At 43.3% G+C, this 19,861-nt stretch carries 8 protein-coding genes and 1 pseudogene; 5 read left to right on the forward strand and 4 right to left on the reverse strand.

What is annotated here, in order from left to right; translation table 11 throughout:
- Positions 1 to 341: 341 nt before the first annotated feature.
- Positions 342 to 10,739: a tandem large repeat gene (locus B7360_RS15750; protein ID WP_085343957.1), complete on the reverse strand. Its 10,398-nt coding sequence runs from the start codon at positions 10,737 to 10,739 to the stop codon at positions 342 to 344.
- A 381-nt stretch (positions 10,740 to 11,120) separates the two neighbouring features.
- Here B7360_RS15750 and B7360_RS15755 point away from each other — a divergent pair, with 381 nt between their 5' ends.
- Positions 11,121 to 12,095 (forward strand): peptidoglycan DD-metalloendopeptidase family protein, encoded by a 975-nt coding sequence (locus B7360_RS15755; RefSeq protein WP_085343958.1) that lies wholly within the window; start codon positions 11,121 to 11,123, stop codon positions 12,093 to 12,095.
- A 255-nt stretch (positions 12,096 to 12,350) separates the two neighbouring features.
- Here the strand turns inward: B7360_RS15755 and B7360_RS15760 are convergent, their stop codons facing one another.
- The gene (locus B7360_RS15760) at positions 12,351 to 13,280 is read right to left on the reverse strand and encodes a LysR family transcriptional regulator (RefSeq protein ID WP_254048129.1); all 930 of its coding nucleotides are present in this window, start codon (positions 13,278 to 13,280) and stop codon (positions 12,351 to 12,353) included.
- A gap of 266 nt (positions 13,281 to 13,546) precedes the next feature.
- On the opposite strand from B7360_RS15760, the gene B7360_RS15765 reads away from it, so the two are divergent.
- Together B7360_RS15765 and B7360_RS15770 are read left to right on the forward strand one after the other, a co-directional pair.
- The gene (locus tag B7360_RS15765; RefSeq protein WP_085343960.1) at positions 13,547 to 15,388 is read left to right on the forward strand and encodes a 2-oxoacid:acceptor oxidoreductase subunit alpha; all 1,842 of its coding nucleotides are present in this window, start codon (positions 13,547 to 13,549) and stop codon (positions 15,386 to 15,388) included.
- The gene (locus tag B7360_RS15770; RefSeq protein ID WP_085343961.1) at positions 15,378 to 16,376 is read left to right on the forward strand and encodes a 2-oxoacid:ferredoxin oxidoreductase subunit beta; all 999 of its coding nucleotides are present in this window, start codon (positions 15,378 to 15,380) and stop codon (positions 16,374 to 16,376) included. The genes B7360_RS15765 and B7360_RS15770 overlap by 11 nt, the downstream gene beginning before the upstream one ends.
- A gap of 183 nt (positions 16,377 to 16,559) precedes the next feature.
- Here the strand turns inward: B7360_RS15770 and B7360_RS15775 are convergent, their stop codons facing one another.
- Together B7360_RS15775 and ampC are read right to left on the reverse strand one after the other, a co-directional pair.
- Positions 16,560 to 17,204 (reverse strand): CatB-related O-acetyltransferase, encoded by a 645-nt coding sequence (locus tag B7360_RS15775; protein ID WP_085343962.1) that lies wholly within the window; start codon positions 17,202 to 17,204, stop codon positions 16,560 to 16,562.
- A gap of 94 nt (positions 17,205 to 17,298) precedes the next feature.
- Positions 17,299 to 18,450 carry a class C beta-lactamase gene (ampC, locus tag B7360_RS15780; protein ID WP_085343963.1) on the reverse strand — a complete coding sequence of 384 codons (1,152 nt, stop codon included), beginning with the start codon at positions 18,448 to 18,450 and terminating at the stop codon, positions 17,299 to 17,301.
- A gap of 359 nt (positions 18,451 to 18,809) precedes the next feature.
- Here ampC and B7360_RS25270 point away from each other — a divergent pair.
- Together B7360_RS25270 and B7360_RS15785 are read left to right on the forward strand one after the other, a co-directional pair.
- Positions 18,810 to 19,025: pseudogene (locus B7360_RS25270) on the forward strand (GntR family transcriptional regulator); the annotation flags it as partial.
- Positions 19,026 to 19,058: 33 nt separating this feature from the next.
- Entirely contained in the window at positions 19,059 to 19,799 is a 741-nt protein-coding gene (locus B7360_RS15785) for a PLP-dependent aminotransferase family protein (protein ID WP_254048130.1), read from the forward strand.
- Positions 19,800 to 19,861: the final 62 nt, after the last annotated feature.

Here is a 19,861-nt window from a genome sequence, read left to right on the forward strand (position 1 = left end):
ATTAAATTTGCTTCATCGCGAGTTAAAGAGGCGAGGTATGACCCATCGACCTCATGCAGAACACTATACTCAGAGTATAGAAACGATCGTAAATATATAATATTTAAAAAGATTTTCAACGCGACACATTCACCACAGCACCTGCCGAGCGACCATCACAATCACGTCATACACACCTAAAAGCAACATTGACCTAGTTATTATAGTTATTCAGCCTTGTATTAAGACGATTCATTAATTCGAGTAACTTATCAATAAAGGCAATTATTTTGATAAATATCACAAAAAGTCCCAAATAAATAAAGCGAGCTAAACGCTCGCTTTATTTATGCCGCATTTTTTTAAGTTTTGTTCTCACTAAAATATCGGTTGTAGACAGCACCTAAGGAGGCTGTACTTGCGAAACGATCATAGTTCAATGTTGCTTGGACCTCTTCGGCAGAGGCAGACAGCTTGTTGGTACCATTCACATAAATCGTCACCACCCCGTCCTTCAGTCCTGAAAGATCTAAATCAGTTGTCCATGAGTCTGAAAACACGGTAGCCATGCCTGTGGCTTCTGTACCATCAGCGTCGACTGCTTTGATATCTATGAACTCACTATCTTCAAATCGTTCACTGCTACCACTTATTGTCACGCTTTCCACTCCAGCAACATCGTTGATAGCATCTAGATGTATTGTTGGTGTGATTGGCATGGAGTAAGCCGTGTTCTGGCTACCTGTATTCCCTGACAAGTCTTGGAAGTCACGAACAAGCAACGCCACATTGAGCTCTGACGTGCTTGGTACCACCACATCACCAGTCCAAACGCTTGGGTCCGCGGTTGCCATTAATGAAGTGATCGTGGTACCACCTAACTCCGCCACAGCACCTTGCAATGCTTTATCGAATTCCAGCGTCACCGTCACGCTTTGGCCGATGGCTTGGTGCTCAGGCGTAAACGTGACGTTAGTCAAGGTTGGCAGAGATTGCGCGAGTGTAAAGCTCTGGCTTTCACTCACTTCAATACCCGCTGAGTTCGTCCCTGTCACAATCACGGTATAAGTGCCGTTGGCTTGGTGACTCATATCAATCGCGTCACTGGTCCAAGTGCCACCGACTTGTACCGTTGCACTGCTGCTTTTTAGTACCGTCGCGCTGCCTTGTGCTTTCACTTCAAGACGCAGGGACTGGCCGTCAAAACGTGTCGACGTACCTTCAAATTGTAGCGTGGCGGCATGCGTTTCATTCACACTGCCCACTGAAGTAATGGTTAAGGTCGGCGTGATCGGCATGGAGTAAGCCGTATTCTGGCTAACGGTGTTTCCTGATAAGTCTTGGTAGTCATGAACCAGCAACGCCACATTCAGCTCTGACGTGCTTGGTACCACCACATCGCCAGTCCAAACGCTTGGGTCCGCGGTTGCCATTAATGAAGTGATCGTTGTACCACCTAATTCCGCCGCTGCGGATTGCAGATCTTTATCGAATTCCAGCGTTACCGTCACGCTTTGGCCGATGGCTTGATGCTCAGGCGTAAACGTCACATTAGTCAGCGTTGGCAGAGACTGCGCGAGTGTAAAGCTCTGGCTTTCACTCACTTCAATGCCCGCTGAGTTTGTCCCCGTCACCATCACAGTATAAGTGCCATTGGTTTGGTGACTCATATCCATTGCGTCACTGGTCCAAGTGCCACCAGCTTGTACCGTTGCACTGCTGCTTTTTAGTACCGTCGCGCTACCTTGTGCTTTCACTTCAAGACGCAGGGACTGGCCGTCAAAACGTGTCGACGTACCTTCGAATTGTAGCGTGGCGGCTTGCATTTCATTCACACTGCCCACCGGCGTAATAGCTAAGGTCGGCGTGATCGGCATAGAGTAGGCTGTGTTCTGGCTACCTGTATTCCCTGACAAGTCTTGGAAGTCACGAACAAGCAACGCCACATTGAGCTCTGACGTGCTTGGTACCACCACATCACCAGTCCAAACGCTTGGGTCCGCGGTTGCCATTAATGAAGTGATCGTGGTACCACCTAACTCCGCCACAGCACCTTGCAATGCTTTATCGAATTCCAGCGTCACCGTCACGCTTTGGCCGATGGCTTGGTGCTCAGGCGTAAACGTCACGTTAGTCAAGGTTGGCAGAGATTGCACGAGTGTAAAGCTCTGGCTTTCACTCACTTCAATACCCGCAGAGTTCGTCCCCGTCACAATCACGGTATAAGTGCCGTTGGATTGGTGACTCATATCCATTGCGTCACTGGTCCAAGTGCCACCGGCTTGTACTGTCGCACTGCTGCTTTTTAGTACCGTCGCGCTGCCTTGGGCTTTTACTTCAAGACGCAGGGACTGTCCGTCAAAACGTGTTGACGTGCCTTCGAATTGTAACGTGGCGGCTTGCATTTCATTCACACTGCCCACTGGAGTGATGGCTAAGGTCGGCGTGATCGGCATGGAGTAAGCCGTGTTCTGGCTACCGGTATTTCCTGATAAGTCTTGGTAGTCACGAACAAGCAACGCCACATTGAGCTCTGACGTACTTGGTACCACCACATCACCAGTCCAAACGCTTGGATCCCCGGTTGCCACTAATGAGGTGATCGTGGTACCACCTAACTCCGCTGCGGCGGATTGCAAATCTTTATCGAATTCCAGCGTCACCGTCACGCTTTGGCCGATGGCTTGGTGCTCAGGCGTAAACGTCACGTTAGTCAAGGTTGGCAGAGATTGCGCGAGTGTAAAGCTCTGGCTTTCACTCACTTCAATACCCGCAGAGTTCGTCCCTGTCACAATCACGGTATAAGTGCCGTTGGTTTGGTGACTCATGTCCATTGCGTCACTGGTCCAAGTACCACCGGCTTGTACTGTCGCAATGCCGCTTTTTAGTACCGTCGCGCTGCCTTGGGCTTTCACTTCAAGGCGCAGGGACTGGCCGTCAAAACGTGTTGACGTACCTTCGAATTGTAACGTGGCGGCTTGCATTTCATTCACACTGCCCACTGGAGTGATGGCTAAGGTCGGCGTGATCGGTAATTCGTGAGCGGTGTTATCCTCCCCTATGTTACCAGTCAAATTTTTAAACTGACTAACAACCAAGTCGACACTTAACAGCGTGGTGCTCGGAACTTGTACATCACCAACCCAGACCTTTTTATCTGCCGTTGCGGACAGAGAACTGATGCGATTGCCGCCAAGCGTAGCGGTCGCCTCTTGGATCTCTTTATCAAACTCAAGCGATACATTCACGCTTTGACCCACGCTCTGATGCTCGGGGTTAAATGTCACATTGGTCAGTTTTGGTAAGGTTCCTTCAACCGCGATGCTTAAGCTGCTTCCTTTTCCAGGAATTGTGTTGGTACTTTGATAGCTATTATCTTCTACCTGAATAGTGATATTTTTATCTTGTTTTTCTGGGCTGATGTAATTAACCGTCCACGTAATATTGTCTGAAGTCGACCAAGTATCTTGTTTTAACGTTCCTGTTGCACCGCTATCACTAGCGACAAGATGGACATCTGAGATATCAAAGTTCGTAACTTCTTCTGTAAAGTTAAACGCGAGCGTAATCTCTTCGCCTCCAAAAAGAGGGGCGCTTGAGGCGGTAGAGATACTTAGCCCGGGAACGGTTGCCGCTTCCACATGCGCGTCAATAGAACTTTCACTCTTGTTATCCACCTTGTCTGTTGCTGCCACCGTGATCGTATGATCGCCTTTAGGTAACAAATAGCTTATGACATAAGGCCCCGCTTCGGTTGTCGGCTCAGTAATCGCTTGAGGAGCCACAGTGCTGCCACCACTCACCGCTTTTGACGTGACGAGGTTTAAATTTTTATCTGTAATGTATGCGCTAATTTCTAGCTGATACTTATCGTTTGTCGGTATCTTAGAGATTTGATTAGCACTTAAGCCAGAAATACTTGGAACGTCATAATCAACAATAGACTCGATAACTTGTCCATCATAACTTTTGCCTAGTAATTCAAAGCTTGTATTCTCTCTTCCAACTGAGTCCGTCACCGTCACCTTAAGGGTATATGACCCTTGATTATCGACGGCAAAGTTCATCATTCCATTACCACTAGATGAGATAACATCACCTGAGTAACGCAAGGAATCACCGAGGCTTGGAATAAGCTCCACAGAATATTGTGAAGCTTTCACTCTTTCTCCTTCCACCGTAGATAGCGTAAACGGCTGGCTCGCCTTGGTTAAAAACAGTTTCCCACCCTGCAAACTCGTAATTCCATCGAAATCAACCGTGACTTTAGGAACACTAATATCAATGACTTTTCTGATATCAGAATACAGTCCGACGCTATCTGTCGCTTTGATGTCTACTGTGATTGAACCACGCCCCTCTAACTGAGATTTCGGTAGTTCAAAGTACGTAGATGAACCATTCCCATCCTCTACTCTTTCTTCTTGATAACTCGGGTTTAAAACCGAGTAGTTTACTTTTGCGAGGCTGCTACCAGTGTCCGTTATGTCGAAACGAAAACGAACATTATCTGGATTTGTTGGCGATTCAGTTACGATAATCTCATCGCCAACACTTGGAGGTGTGTTGTCAACTTTAATATCAACGGTCGCTTCACCGACTCTCGACCACACATCCGTTGCGGTAATAATTGTCCTGAGCGTTTTTCCATCAGCATCGCTAGGAAGTTCACTCGTAAATGTTGAACACTTGTAGGTTGGGTCATCTGCACACACTTCCAATTGCGCAAACTTCTCCGGATTATCTTTATAGTTGTAGGATTCCGTTCCAAATCTGGCCATCACATTGTCTAGCCTAGAGTTTTCATACAACTTAATTCTGAATTTAGCGACAAGCTGCTGGCCATTAATGGTTGTGTTTCCGACCGGATCAGTAATTTCAACGACTACCGAACCTTTAGGTAATTCAAGCAGTAGATCATGCTCTGGCGTCAAGTTTCCTGCTAAGTCAGATACGTTTTTGATTTTGTATTCTTGAGTTGTACTCAGACCATCAATAATATCGGCGTAGGATTCAGAGTACGTACACTTGATATTTCCAACACCTTTGGCACAGGTCGTTGGTGTATAAGCTTTGTTGCCAAGATTACGAACCAACTTTGGATACTTATCTGAACTTTCAGTATTCACGCCTGATAAAGCATCATTGAAAGAGAGCTCAAATGTGAGCATCTTCTTCTTCAAAGCTTCATCAAACCAAACATCACTTCCTTTAAAACTGTATGAGTTACCATCAACGACTGTTGGTGCATCAATATCCACCATCGAAAAATTGAACTTGTTGATCGTTTCACGCCCATTTGTACCCAAGGTTTTAGTGATCAAAGTGACAGGTGCCTTTGTCATGTTTTGCACAACATTTACACTACAACTGTAAGGTTCTTGCGATACGTTGATAACACCAGAAGTTGGTTGCTCATTAGTTGGTGGTGCATCTAGAGAGTTGTACTCTTCACGAACCCAACACTCTAACGTTTTGGCTTTGACCGCACTCAATGTAGTAAAGGTGACATCAAGAACACCATCAGATAAGTAGTTTTGGAAGTCCAGCGGACTTGCAACCGAGAGAACCACGCCTTCACGCTGTACGCTAAAGGTTTGGTTTACTTTTCCAACCTTTCTGTCTTTTTCGTCAAGGTAACGAACTTTGTTGTAAACCTTTATATCAAGTTCATAGTTACCATCTTTGGCAATTTGTGTAGAAAGCAGCGTTGCCGTCCAAGTGCCATCTGCGGTTTCTGAGAACGTAAAGTTAGTCCCGTTTTGCTCTCCAGAAAATCTATACGTTGAGTCAATTCGATCAACGCCACTGTCATCAACAATATCAAGCGTAAGTACGATATTCCCATCTTGATAGATGGTGTTGTTTGTAATTGGCGTTCCATCCGTGTAACTCATCGCTAGCGTTACCTGCGGGATGGAATTGTACACTTTAACGGTAAAATCTTGCTCACCACTGGTTAAGGTTGTGTTGCCACGAACATCAGACCCTTTTAAACGAACCTTGTGTGTACCCGTACCTAAATCACCAAGGCTCACTTTGAGATCTTCATTGATTTTTTTACCTGGAGAGCCAGGTAATGGCTCCAGATCGCTAAACGTCCAATACTCTAGGCTTTCTCGATTGACACCATTAATTGAAACATCACCGTTGGCATTTAGGTCTAGCGCCGTTAGGTCAAAGACATAGTTACCTAAGTAGTAGTCATTCGCATTGAAACCACTTAATCCTAATGTTGGCCCATCACGATCAAGAATAACCTTGCTCGTGTTAGAACTAGATTCAAAGCCGTAAATATCGGTTGCTTTTACATACAGTGACGTGGTTTTTTCATCTTCAAAAATTTCTATTTTATCTGTGTCACTCTTAATGAGAGACATTGCAAACTCTTTAGATGAATCCGTTGGCACAATTGTCTTAATTGGCGAATCTTTACCATCCTGATACAGAGAGACTTGCTCAATGTCTGAATCGTCTATTACGGATTTAAATCGCACGTTGAACTCACGCCCGACAACATAGTTCTCTTTGGACAATGTGTCTTCAACCCAAGGCGTATTTAGGATGATTTCTGGACCTTTGTTATCGACTTGGAATGTGAATTTCCCTGTTGTACTAACATTGGCAGGGTAAGCGTTGTCCGTCGCAGTGACATAAAATTCATTCCATTCATCGTAATCAAATGCTTTTGAAACCAGTTGGACTTTGACGTCAGGTTGTTCACCAACTAGGTATGGTACGTCACACGTCTCTGTTATAGGGTCACAGCTTTCTAATGTCAGTGCCTGACCAGATCCTCGGCGAAGATCTATTTTTACATTATTGCCGGGGCTTAACGTCCCCCAATCAATGACAGGTGTCCATTGGTTGTTACCGCCTAAACGGCTTTGAACCTGCTCACTTTTTACAATAGGAGCTTCAGAGTCGATACGAATATTGAATCTCGGAGCCGTGCTAGTTAACTCTGAAACGGAGTTACCTAAATTATCCTCTGCCGCTGCAACGACTAACCAATCACCATCACCCGGGTAAATCGTCGCGCCTTGATTTGAACAAAGCTCCCCCGTACATAATTTGACTTTAAAGGCGTCTTTCGAGTTATTCGCAAAGTCCTCTGGTGTGTATGTGACTTTTTCACCCGTTTGCTGGTAGAAAACAAGACCTCTTGAAGAAAGCTTGTCACCCACAACGTCTTCAACCTTGAAGGTCAATTCATGGGTATTTTTGGCATTTAAATAAATACCGTCTTCTACAGGTTTACCATCGACATCATTAGGTGGGAGGTAACTCGTTTTAGGGAAATCATTATCAATAAATACCGTTTCTATAAACGGAGCTTTGCCATCGTAACCATACGCATTACCATGTGGGTCCATGGCACTGGCTTCCACAGCAAACTCTACAATATCTTTTAGTTCACTAGACTGAGAGTTAAGGGTAAAGAGGTACTCTTTTCGATAAGCATTGCTGTTGCCAGGGTTCTCTACAATGTTGATGTCCAGCGGTATTTCAATGTTTGGCTCACTGGCTTGATACCACATCGTGCTAAACTTCGGACCATAAGCGTCGGTTTCTACAATACCAGAAGGATCGTCTAGGACAATTTTAGAAACAACTTCACCAGCAATATAAAGCTTATTGCCAACCATCGTCTCTCGACCGCTTTCAATCGTTAATTTTGGCTGTGGAGGCAAGATATCGATACTGCTACCCTCTGTATCAAAAATGTTCTTACCATTTAAGTTAGGATTAGCCATCGAAATATCATCAGCATAGAGCTGCGCGATATTGGTCTCAATACCGTATTTGCTCGCCATGATTTCGTAATACGATTGCGCTAAATCCTTTCGATAAGTATCGGAACCGAATTGATAAGAATCGAGCATAACCTGACGTCCACCAACACCAATACCATTCGCTTTTCCATCAAAGCTCAAATCATCGTAAATAGCGGAGGCAAAATCTAATGAGTTATTTCTCGGCATTCCTTGAGCAATACTATCGATGGCTTCGACAAGAAATCGGTGTAGATAATCGTTTGATGGCTTTTCTGGAATCGCTTTAGTAGCAAGCATTTCGTTCGTTGCATAAGGCACAACCGTTGGATCAAACCCAAAGAATGAATTGTTGTTCGTACCTGATAACGCGTAGCGCACCTCATCAAGAATTTGAATCGCACGCTCAGAAGTTTTCTCTCCGGCAGTGACTTGATCCCACTGGAAATCAAACAAGCTAGTCTGATATGTCGATAGTTCAGTAATATAGTAAGTCTGAGAGCCATTGAGCTTAAAGTACACGCCAATATTGGCCTTGTTTAAATCAACCGTTACTTTTTTGGTTCCTGGATCTCTTTTCCATTGATAGTAGTATGGCTCGCTGCCTTCGATACCAATTAAACGAACGCGCATGAAGTCATAATTCACAACATCAGTTGTGGTTTCACAACTCGCGACGTCAAGAGCCATTGATTGGTCACTTTCCAATTGTTGGATAGTGGTACAACTCGCAAGTGAAGTGAATTCACCATTTGGACTCAACCCTTCAAGTTGCGCTCGCGCACCAATAAATGGTGTCACCACTTTTATAGTTGGCAGATCAAAGCTACTTCTAAAATATACTTCTCTTGGAGTGCTCTCGTTATCAGACTCATCGACGGTTTGAATGACTAACTTTTGACTACTGTTTTCTGATACCGATTTAAAGCTGTCACCTAAAATATCTCTTACAAATGGAATGTAATAGATGACATCTTCTACACGCCCATTGCTGTCTAACAGCGTTTCGTGCGGAATTTTTGCGATGTAATCGTCATCTGATGCGGTTGTATCAATAACTTGCTGAAGTGAGTAGTTGTTATCGTTATTTTGGCTGACATAATACTTGACGACGAGCTTAAGTTTATTGGCGTTGGAGCCTAAAACCGTATCGGTATTTACGTCCGATACTTTCACACGAACATAAGGGATTTTATTCTCTTTCAACAAGTTAGCGTTGAAGTTACTAAAATCCACCCCTTTTAATGAATTCTGAATCCCTATACTTGCGTACGCATAGTCAATCTTCAAGAAATCGCGGCTCGCTTGAACATTGTCTGGGGTATACGTATCTTGAGAATAGATACCATCGTAAGTGGTTCGTTCACCATCTAAACCGACATTTACGTACGTCATTGACGCACCTTCAGGATAAGTAATCGTTTGTGCTGGCGCTTGATCGTCACGACTTACTGCATGCTGACTAGTGCCCGTATTGCCTTTGCTATCCTTCGCTCGAACCTCAAAGACCGTCGTAGATAGGAATTCATCAGTTGGGTAAGCCTTACTAAACTCACAAGCATTTCCAGACTCTACAGTGACAGGAGAACATGTGACGTCCTCATGTAAGCCATCTTTAAATGAAATACTGACCGAACTGATCTCTTGCGAGCTTTCTTTTACAACCCCTTTCAGAACATACTCTTTAAGTTGATTATTAATTGCACTCGCCGATGTAATATCAATAACAGGCGCATCGTTATCCCATTCAAAGTTGATATGAAGACCCGAATGGCTGCCTGGAATTAACTCATTACCCAATACATCCGCTGTATATAAGACTAATCGTGCTGCTGTTACGTTTGAGAGCCCTGTGGCAGGGTTCATATCCACACTATCGATCTCTTTGGTATTAATGTTAACTTTAACGTTGGTCTCTCGAAGGCCAACTTCAAAATCATCAAATTCAACCGAACAGAATGTGCTTCCAAAATCTTGTATGTCGTTACATTGAAATTCACCAGACCAAGAGCCATTAACCTGATACTGAATAAAGGCGGATACGTCTTCTACACCGATATCATCAACAATCTTTAGATCAACTTTGTCAGTGCCAGCGAGTACATCACTGTCCGTACGAGTAACTATTGGCGCATCTGTATCGATATTCGTACCATCTCGCGGCGGAATGACGCCATCAGTACTGCCATATGTACCTAGGTCATTAAGCTTCTTACTAAAGTCGACATAGTCTGCGGCATCAGTACCAGAGATATTGACACTTGGATCGTTTACCACGATCAGAACATGCTGAGATAAATCACGTGTATAAATGTCGCTATTTATCTTTTTCTGTCCAAAGCTGAGGGGAGTCACTGCTCCTGAAGTCTGGCTCACTTCAAGACCATCAAGAACACCATCTGCAATAACATCCCGATATTGGATGTCAGCGAAATGCATTGAAGTGTAGATGTTATCGCTGTTGCCGTATTTTTTTATAAGATCGTAAGAGTAAGACGAGTATGCAGTTAATAAAGCGCCGTATTGATGCCCAGCACTAGCAAAACTGCTTTGCCCACCTTTGGTTATATCAATAGGTTTGGTCTCATTTACGTCAAACCCATACATGCTATTGATACTATCCAAAGCGGTTGAAAAGGCACTATCATCTGTGGATCCTTGAGAAATTTTGTACTTTGCCAAGCCTGCTGCCAAGTTCGACAGCGGAGTAAGCATTAACTTTTGCTCACTCCCCTCTTTAAAGTTCACAACACCTTCAAATTTAAGTGTCTTCGCATTGCTCACTGATACCGTTTCATTCGTAAACGGGTCGGTATAACTCCCCTCTTTTGCAACAACAAAAAGAGGCATTGAAGACGATTCAAACTCTAGCAGATAGTTTCCGAACGCATCAGACGTCGTGTTAGCCAACTTCCGGCCTAAGTTTCCATTTTTGAATTCGAAAACCTCAATCTTTGCGCCATTTACAGGGGCGTCAAAAACCATACCGGAAATGCTTCCTTTGCTTCTAGCTGGAGGTGTGTTGTCTCCTCCATCACCACCACCACATGCACTCAATAAAAGAGATGTAAGCGTAAGACCTAATGTTAATTTCAGCGTATTTTTAGCGAACATAGTAATTTGGCAAAATATATTTTGCCGAGATTATATTATTGTAAAATATTTTCTCAACGTGACAATAACACCACTTAAAAAGCCAAAAACACCAGACCAACCGTCACTTTTACTAAATTATCAAATTAAAATCATCACCTATAATTATTCACTTAGTTAAAACGGAGGAATTAGCCATACTTTAATGCTAGGTTTTGTTTAAAATATTATACTCTACGCACAACTGTCAGCCTTGATAAAGCACCAAAACTAATGACCATTTTAATAATAAAAAGGAGTGTGCGAACTCCTACCGCAACCCTTCTCACCATTGCCTTACTCATTTTTATTGGCGTATCTCTTTCTCACCACATCCTCACTCCCATGGATAGACTGCCTACCGTTAAGCCTTTGGAGTTCAAGAATGAGGGAGTTCAAACGCCTTTTGAGGTGGGTACTCTTAGACAAAAAATCACCATAGGTGTGGTTGAGTACTCGTTTGTCGCTTCATTGTTAAAATCAGGGATAAGTCAAAAAGAGATTAATTTGCTATTGGCCCTTATTAAAAGTAACTTTAATATTATTGATTCAGTTAAGAGAGATGACCATTTTATCTTAAGAACTAAGTTAAATAGTAGAAATGAAACCTATATTAGTTCTTTTTACTATTTAGGTAGTAAAACCGATTTATTTATTATCAATGATGGGCAAGGTAACATATTTGATGAACATGGCGTGTCAATAAAAAATAAACTCCGATTTTCAGATCCCTTTGATAAAAGCTACAGAGTAAGCTCTGGCTATGACTTAAAACGAACACACCCAGTAACTAATATAACGACTCCGCACCTAGGCACTGACTATGCAACACCAGTAGGCACACCGATTCGTAGTATTGCTGATGGTATCGTTTTAAAGTCTCGTTACAACCGTTTTGCGGGCAACTACATTAATATCCGCCACACAAATGGTGCGGTATCACGCTACCTACACTTATCTCAACGCAACGTCCACGTTGGCGAGAAGATCAGCCGAGGACAAGTGATAGGAAAAACGGGTAACACAGGAAGAACAACAGGGCCGCATTTACACCTTGAACTGCACATTAATGGTATTCCGGTTGATTACGAGCGATACATTCAAAAGCACCCAAACACTGACGTTAATATAGAAATGCTGATTGCAGCGAGAAAAGAAAAAGCTGAATTAACAGCGGAATGGCAACGGTATAGGCAGTCAAACAGGTAACAACATTCACTTCGATTCGCTCTTTCTTCATTTATCTGAAGCGAGTCCTCGTAACCCTCTGAGCGCTTCAAGATCTGTCGCCACTTTCCAATTTCAGGACAAAAAAAGAGCCGCTATATGCGGCTCTTAATGATGCGAATCTTTGTTTACAGACCCATGAGTTAATATTTTTGTGGGCACAACTGAATGTAGCAAACTTACTGGCACGTAACACGCTTAGACTTCAGAAAAAGCTATCATCCTCCAGCAAGAGCTTTAATAGTTCAGCATCCAACTGCTGTTGATCGCCTCTCCCTGCTCATCCAGTTTATGAATAATATAGTCGATAAATACTTTTACTTTCGCGGGCACAAACTTACGACTTGGATAGTATATATAGACACCTTGACCATCGGTTCTTTGAGGTTCAGAAACCAACATCAGTTTACCTTGCTGTACTAAGTCTCGAGCAAGATATTGGGGCATCAGTGCAATCCCTGCTCCTAAACTCGCTAAAGAGGACATCGCATAACCATTGTCTACTGTCACTTGATGTGTAGGACTAAATTCTACTAATTGCCCATCTAAAGGCATCGTCAAGGTAAGCAAGCGCCCCGATTGTTTATAGCGGTACATTATCCATTTGTGCTGGTTAAGCGCTTCAACACTCTGAGGCCGACCAAACTTCTTTATGTACTCCGGACTGGCAAACATACCCATATCAATAGGACATAATCGCCTCGCAATCAGGTTGCTGTCATTTAGTCTCCCGCTTCGAATAGCAACGTCCATCCCACTCTCCAATATACTGGTGTATTCATCGGAAAAGCTAAGATCCAACTTCACTTCAGGGTAACGTTCGCAAAACTCTGGAATCAGCGGAGTTATATAGTTTTGCCCGAACGATAAAGGAAGGCTGACACGAAGTGTACCAAACGGAGATGCAATACTTTGATGAAGCTGCTCTTCACTACTTTTGAGCAAGTTGATCACTTCTCTTGCCGTCTCAAGGTAGTTAAACCCCGCTTCAGTGAGCTGGAGTTGACGTGTTGTACGGTGAACTAAACGAACACCCAAATCCTGTTCTAGGCGAGCAATCGCTTTACTAACAGTAGAAGGCGACTGCCCTAATTGATTCGCGACTGCTGTAAAGTTCCCTAAGTCCACAACAGATACAAACAACTTTATTAATGACAGCTTATCCATAACGCTCACAATTAATGAAAAATAATCACATCTAATATGACAGAAAAAGTATTTTTGTGTCATGCAAACTTTTCTAGTATTTCGGAAAAGCATACCTAGCTATGGATATTTCTACTGACCTCAGAGACGACAAATAAAGCCAACACCATTAACTCTACACTCAGAATGCTCGGGCTTACGGCATTTTCTCCAACCTTTAATTCCATTGCATCTCATTAAGTGCAATGAAACATACTGAACTTGCTCTAACACGGTAAGAGGTTTTAATGACAATAATTCAACTTAAACGCGAAGTGATCTGTTTTGCTGGCGATTCTGGAGATGGTATCCAATTACTTGGAGAACGCTTTTCAGACAACTCGTCGAAACAAGGAAACGATGTCATGACGTTACCTGATTATCCAGCTGAGATACGGGCTCCGGCAGGAACCACATCTGGAGTATCGGCTTTTCAGATGCAATTTGCCTCAACAGAGATTTATACTCCTGGCGACGATTTTTCAGTCTTAATCGCTTTGAATGCCGCTGCATTAAAAACCAAAATCTCACAACTCGTTGAAGGCGGTTTGGTGCTTATTGATCTCGATGGTTTTAATAAAAAAAACCTTGAGCTTGCTGGCTATGAATCGAACCCATTGAGCGATGGTAGCCTCGCAGATTATCGAGTGATTAGTGACAGTTTTACGCGTTTAACCGTTCAATCTCTTTCTGAGTTAAACATAGCGCCTAAAGTAGTGAAGCGAAGCAAAAACTTTTTTATGCTTGGTATTGTTTTATGGATTTACAGCCGTCCGCTAGAACCGACCATTGAATGGCTAAATAATAAATTCGCTGACAATTCGCAAGTGAGAGAGGCAAACACTTTAGCCATAAAGTCGGGATTTAATTATGCTGAAACAACCGAAATATTCAGCGACTGTTTTCAGGTTGCTCCCGTAGCAGATAAAACTGGCTTGTATCGTACTGTTTCAGGGAACGAAGCATTATCGCTTGGGTTAATATGCGCAGCAGAAAAACTCCAACGCCAGCTATTTTTGGGCTCGTACCCCATAACACCCGCCTCAGATATTCTACACACGCTATCAACCTATCAACACTTTGGGGTCACGACATTCCAAGCAGAAGATGAGATTGCAGCTGCTTGTTCAGCTTTAGGTGCATCTTATGCTGGCGGTTTAGGAGTCACATCAACGTCTGGCCCTGGATTATGTTTGAAAGCAGAGACCATTAACCTTGCCGTGATGGCGGAGTTGCCAATGGTTGTTATCAACGTACAACGTGGAGGCCCCTCCACTGGCCTACCGACTAAAACAGAGCAATCAGACTTGCTTTTGTCTTTGTATGGTAGAAATGGGGATTCACCACTCCCAGTGTTGGCTCCTGCCTCTCCTGCAGACTGCTTTGATATGGCAATCGAGGCATGCCAAATTGCCACTACATTTATGACGCCAGTGATCTTATTGAGTGACGGTTACTTAGCAAACGGCTCCGAATCTTGGCTCGTGCCCAACCCTGATGAGATTAAGCTCACTGCCGAGGCAACAAAAGCAAACATAAGCCCGTTTTATCCCTATGCCCGTGATGACGTGTATTACAGCAGAGAGTGGGTCACGCCTGGCACAAAAGAGAAAATGCACCGCATTGGAGGATTGGAAAAGCAAGCGATTACAGGCAACCCTTCTCATGATCCTGAAAACCACCAGCGCATGACTGATGAAAGAGCAAAAAAAATAAATAACATCAGCCATTTCATCCCTAAACAAACGCTAACAGGCAGTACTCAAGACTCACTGCTAGTGCTAAGTTGGGGAGGCACGCAAGGTTCTGTGTCGACCGCAATTGAGCATCTGAGAAAGCAAGGAGCATCGGTTGCTCACGCCCATATTAAGTATCTAAACCCGTTTCCAATCAATTTGGAAGAGATCATTAGCCAATTCAAACATGTGCTTGTTTTTGAGTTGAATAACCAACAACTCGTCAAAGTGATTCGCTCACAATATGCCATTTCTGCACGCTCCGTAACCCAAGTTAAGGGGTTACCATTCAAAGTTCACGAGGTCATTGAGTCTATTAACCACCACCTGAAGGATATTAAAAATGACGACTAAGGTACTCAACCGCAAAGATTTCGCATCTGATGTTGAAGTCAAATGGTGTCGAGGCTGTGGTGATTTTAACGTATTAAAAACGATGCAATCCGTTCTAGCACGATTAGGTCGAACTAAAGAGAACACCGTATTCATCTCAGGGATTGGCTGCTCATCTCGTTTTCCTTATTATCTCGATACTTATGGATTTCATACGATTCACGGCCGTGCCCCTGCCATCGCTACTGGTGTAAAAGCTAGCAATCCAGAATTAGATGTTTGGGTTGTAACTGGCGATGGTGACGCACTGAGTATTGGCGGTAATCACTTTATTCACGCGATTCGACGCAACCAAGACATTAAAATTTTGCTTTTTAATAATGCTGTCTATGGACTGACCAAAGGCCAATTTTCCCCGACAAGCGAACAGGGCTTCATTTCTAAGTCGAGCCCTGAAGGCTCTCCCGATCAAGCGCTTAAACCTCTGGCATTAGCAGCATCCGCAGGTGCTACGTTCATAGCACGAACATCAGACAATGATCCTACACACATGACGATGGTGTTAGAGGCTGCTGCCGCGCATTCGGGCACTGCTGTAGTTGAAATCCTGCAAAACTGCGTCATTTTTAACGATAAAGTGCACGAACCTTACAACGGCCCAGCTAATAGAAGCGAACATCTACTTTATCTCTCAGATAATGAACCGTTATTGTTTGGTAAAACACACTCAAAAGCGTTGATCAATAGAGGGTTTGGTTTCGAGATTGTCGAATCAGAGGCCCCGAACCTTTTGCTCCACTCCAGTCAATGCGAGGAGTCATACTATGCTTATGCGCTTGCTAACTTGAGCTATCCAGACTTTCCCGTACCCGTGGGCGTTTTTCGTTCAGTGACTCGACCTACTTTTGATCAGGTCATTCGACATCAAAAACACCAAGCAACTCTAAAATATGGCCAAGGCGACTTAACCGAATTGCTCAAACAAAACAGTTATGAGCGTCTCTGCTAACAATTGAAAGAGCCAACTATTGAGGCAACCTTCCCTGCAAAAATGACACTAAAAGGTTTCCAATTCTAGTTGGCGACTTGCTGAATGATGAGTTGATAAGGAAGTGTGGTGGTTGCAGAGATCCATCACACTAAAAAGAGGCTCTATAATGAGCCTCTTCTGTTTTTTAAAATAGTGACATCGTCACTCTTCTGAATGGTTTCTATCGTATTCAGCGCTTGCCTTTTTCAGCCCTTCTAAATCGTCTGAACATAACAACCTCTTCAGACTGTCGATTTTCTTATCAGGCCAATCATATATCCTAAGGGCGAGCAGTTCGTCTATCGTCTCGCGAGAAAAGCGATATTTGATATGCTTAGCTGGTGAGCCTGCAACCATGCTGTAAGGCTCAACATCTTTCGTCACCACGCTGTTTGCCGCAACGATTGCTCCTTCTCCGATAGTCACACCCGGCATTATCATGGATCGCATACCGAGCCAGGCACCATCGCCAATGTGAGTATCTCCTTTCCCGACGTACGCTTCTTCAATAAAGTCCATAAATGGGTACAAGGAGAACCAATCAGCTCTATGTGTACTGTTTCCCCCCATAACAATCACAACTTCCGCTGCAATGCAGACAAAGTCACCTATATGTAACTTATCAATCTTCCATTTTGGTTCCCAATCTCGGCTGAACTCATCGCCTTGTAGATATCTTACAACGGACTCCTCAAAACCGGCGTCCCAACAATCACTGTAATAACTATGTTTACCTTTAATCGTTATATTTGGGTTCGTAACAACTTCATGTAGCAAAGTCACCTTAGACCAATGCTTAGTTTTCATGAATACTCCTATAAATACTATCGAATAAAACACTGCAGATAGTATGTATCTAAATAAGCTCTAATAATTACGTAGTGCCTATTACCACTAAAATTTATTTCACCACCGAGCTAATAATATTGTAAGCAGCCTCTACTCTTTCTGCATTAGGGTAGTTTTTATTCGCTAGAATCACTATGCCTATTTTTTCAGAGGGTACATATGCGACATATGCCCCAAAGCCACCTGTTGCACCCGTTTTGTTATACCAAACGTCACGACCGAGAGTACCGGATTCACTTGCTTGAACCGGTTTAGCGTTGAGAATTACGTCGCTGGAGTTACCCTTCAATAATTGCGAAAGTGAAACGGGGTAATCATAACCCTCCCACCCTACGGCTTGTGTAAACGTGTCGGTATCAAAATACTTAGTATGAGTTCGCTCTAGCGCATTTTCTATATCAGTATTAAGTTGCGCTTGACCCATATTTGCTTCGATATATTGAAGCATATCTAAGCTTGTTGATTTAATACCATAGGCTTGTGCATCAAGAATACCTGGATTAACTCTAACGGGTTTTCCCTCAGAACTATAACCAAAAGCATAGTTGTTAAGCTTATCCTTTGGTACATCGACAAACGTATTGGTCATACCGAGCTCAGGTAGGATGACGGTTTCCATCATTTCCGTATAGTCTGACTTCATACTCAAGGCACCGATGTAGCCAAATAGACCAATACTAGGGTTTGAGTACTTCCTCTTAGTACCGGCTTCGTACTCCGGCTTCCACGTTTTGTAGTACTGCATCATGTCAGCGTCGTTCGTTACTTCGCTAGGGAATTGCAATGGTAGACCACCTGCAGTGTAGGTTGCGACATGAACTAGCTTGGTATTACCCAGGACACTATTTTCTAATTCTGGAATATAATCTTTGACCTTGTCATCCATGTTCAACTTACCTTTTTCTTGGGCGTACCCAGTCAAAGTAGCGGCAAAAGTTTTACTGATAGAGCCGAGTTCAAAAATTGTGTCGTTAGTGACCAAACTCCCCTTACTTTCGTCAGCGAAACCGTAATTGTAAAAATAACGCTTACCATCAATCGTTACTGCAACAGCCAACCCCGGAATGTCGTATTCGTTCATTAATCCTTTAGCACATTCATCAACTACGCTCTTTAATTGACTGCTAACCGTTGACTCCGTTTTCGCAAACGTGACGAAAGAAGTGAGCGATAAAATGGCCACCAAGGCATTGTTTAATTTCATTGAACCCTCAATTTTTAATTTTCACTTATAATTAATTTCTAGTTTATTCCAAGGCTTTTAGCTTTTTATATAAAAGTAATCCTGACTTGAAGAACTCCAATCGTTAACCCCCGATGAATAACACTGTGTCTTCAAATTTTTAGTGCGATATAAACAGGTTTAAACCTGATCACCGTTGATAGGTAGGCCGATTAGATACGAATGTAAGTAACATCCGTTTGCAAAATGGGGAAATAATGTACTCAATTACGCTTTCTCCATATCACGATAACGGTATACTAGGTAGATATACCTAATGTATACAGATCCACATCCTCACAACGCTTTAGAACCACTTTTCAACGTCTACAGAGAAAACGATGCCATTTTCACTACACTTCGAAACTGGAAAAGTCACCAGCCAACAGCTTTATTCCGAGATATACCAAGGGATATTAGAAGGCAGATTACGATCAAATGAGAGATTACCGTCGACTCGCATGTTGTCAAAAAAGTTAGGCATAGCAAGAAACACTGTCATTTCGGTGTATGAGCGACTTCAGTTCGAGGGGTGGATAGTAAAAAAGGCAGGGTCTGGCACGTACGTAAGTAATGCTCTAGAACAAACGATGAATCAAGATAAGAGACCAATAAAACACTACCAACTAGGGGTGTTTGGCACTAACGCAGCGAAGAAGCCAGAGATCATCGTACCAAAGAATCTAGACTATGACTTCACTTTAGGCGTTCCTGATCATCAGAGAATAGCAAAGCATATTTGGCGACACTCAAGACTGAGTAGGCTCAATGCATTAACTCCAGAGTTTGCACATGGTGGTGATTTGCAAGGGTTAGCTTGTTTACGAGAGTCTATCTGCGAGTATGTAAGACATTCGAGAGGCGTAATCTGTGACCCTGAAGATATCATCATTACGCAAGGGTGCCAGCAGGCAATAATGACGACTCTCCTTACATTGCTCTCTCCGGGGGACCTCGTGTCGACGGAAGATCCAGGATATCCTGTTTTTCGAAATCAAGCTCGATTACTTGGCGCGCAAATAGGCACCGTGCCGATGGACGACCAAGGCGTTGTCGTTGAATCAATCCCTTCTAATACCAAAATTATTTATACAACGCCTAGTCATCAGTTCCCTTTAGGCTTTAGCTACTCCGTCGAAAGAAAGTTAGAACTGTTGAGGTGGGCAGAAGTTAATAACGCAATCATTATCGAAGATGATTATGATGCGGAATATCACTATCTCAATACCAGTAAGCAAGCTCTCAAATCACAAGACAAAAATGACTGCGTCATTATGATAGGCAGTTTCTCTAAAATACTATACCGAATCAACTTGAAGATGCAGGCTTGAGAACCTGAAAATTATCATTAATTCGAGATGCCAAAGAGCCTGCGATCTCTGGAAGAGTCACA

It is taken from the genome of Vibrio sp. ArtGut-C1, from assembly GCF_002105475.1.
GTDB lineage: Bacteria > Pseudomonadota > Gammaproteobacteria > Enterobacterales > Vibrionaceae > Vibrio > Vibrio diabolicus.

Bases quoted from the DNA above. Each gene is read 5' to 3' on its own strand.
- B7360_RS15760 (WP_254048129.1), bottom strand. From the start codon at position 13,280: ATGGATAAGCTGTCATTAATAAAGTTGTTTGTATCTGTTGTGGACTTA.
- B7360_RS15755 (WP_085343958.1), top strand. From the start codon at position 11,121: ATGACCATTTTAATAATAAAAAGGAGTGTGCGAACTCCTACCGCAACC.
- B7360_RS15785 (WP_254048130.1), top strand. From the start codon at position 19,059: ATGAATCAAGATAAGAGACCAATAAAACACTACCAACTAGGGGTGTTT.
- B7360_RS15750 (WP_085343957.1), bottom strand. From the start codon at position 10,739: ATGGTTTTTGACGCCCCTGTAAATGGCGCAAAGATTGAGGTTTTCGAA.
- B7360_RS15770 (WP_085343961.1), top strand. From the start codon at position 15,378: ATGACGACTAAGGTACTCAACCGCAAAGATTTCGCATCTGATGTTGAA.
- ampC (WP_085343963.1), bottom strand. From the start codon at position 18,450: ATGAAATTAAACAATGCCTTGGTGGCCATTTTATCGCTCACTTCTTTC.
- B7360_RS15775 (WP_085343962.1), bottom strand. From the start codon at position 17,204: ATGAAAACTAAGCATTGGTCTAAGGTGACTTTGCTACATGAAGTTGTT.
- B7360_RS15765 (WP_085343960.1), top strand. From the start codon at position 13,547: ATGACAATAATTCAACTTAAACGCGAAGTGATCTGTTTTGCTGGCGAT.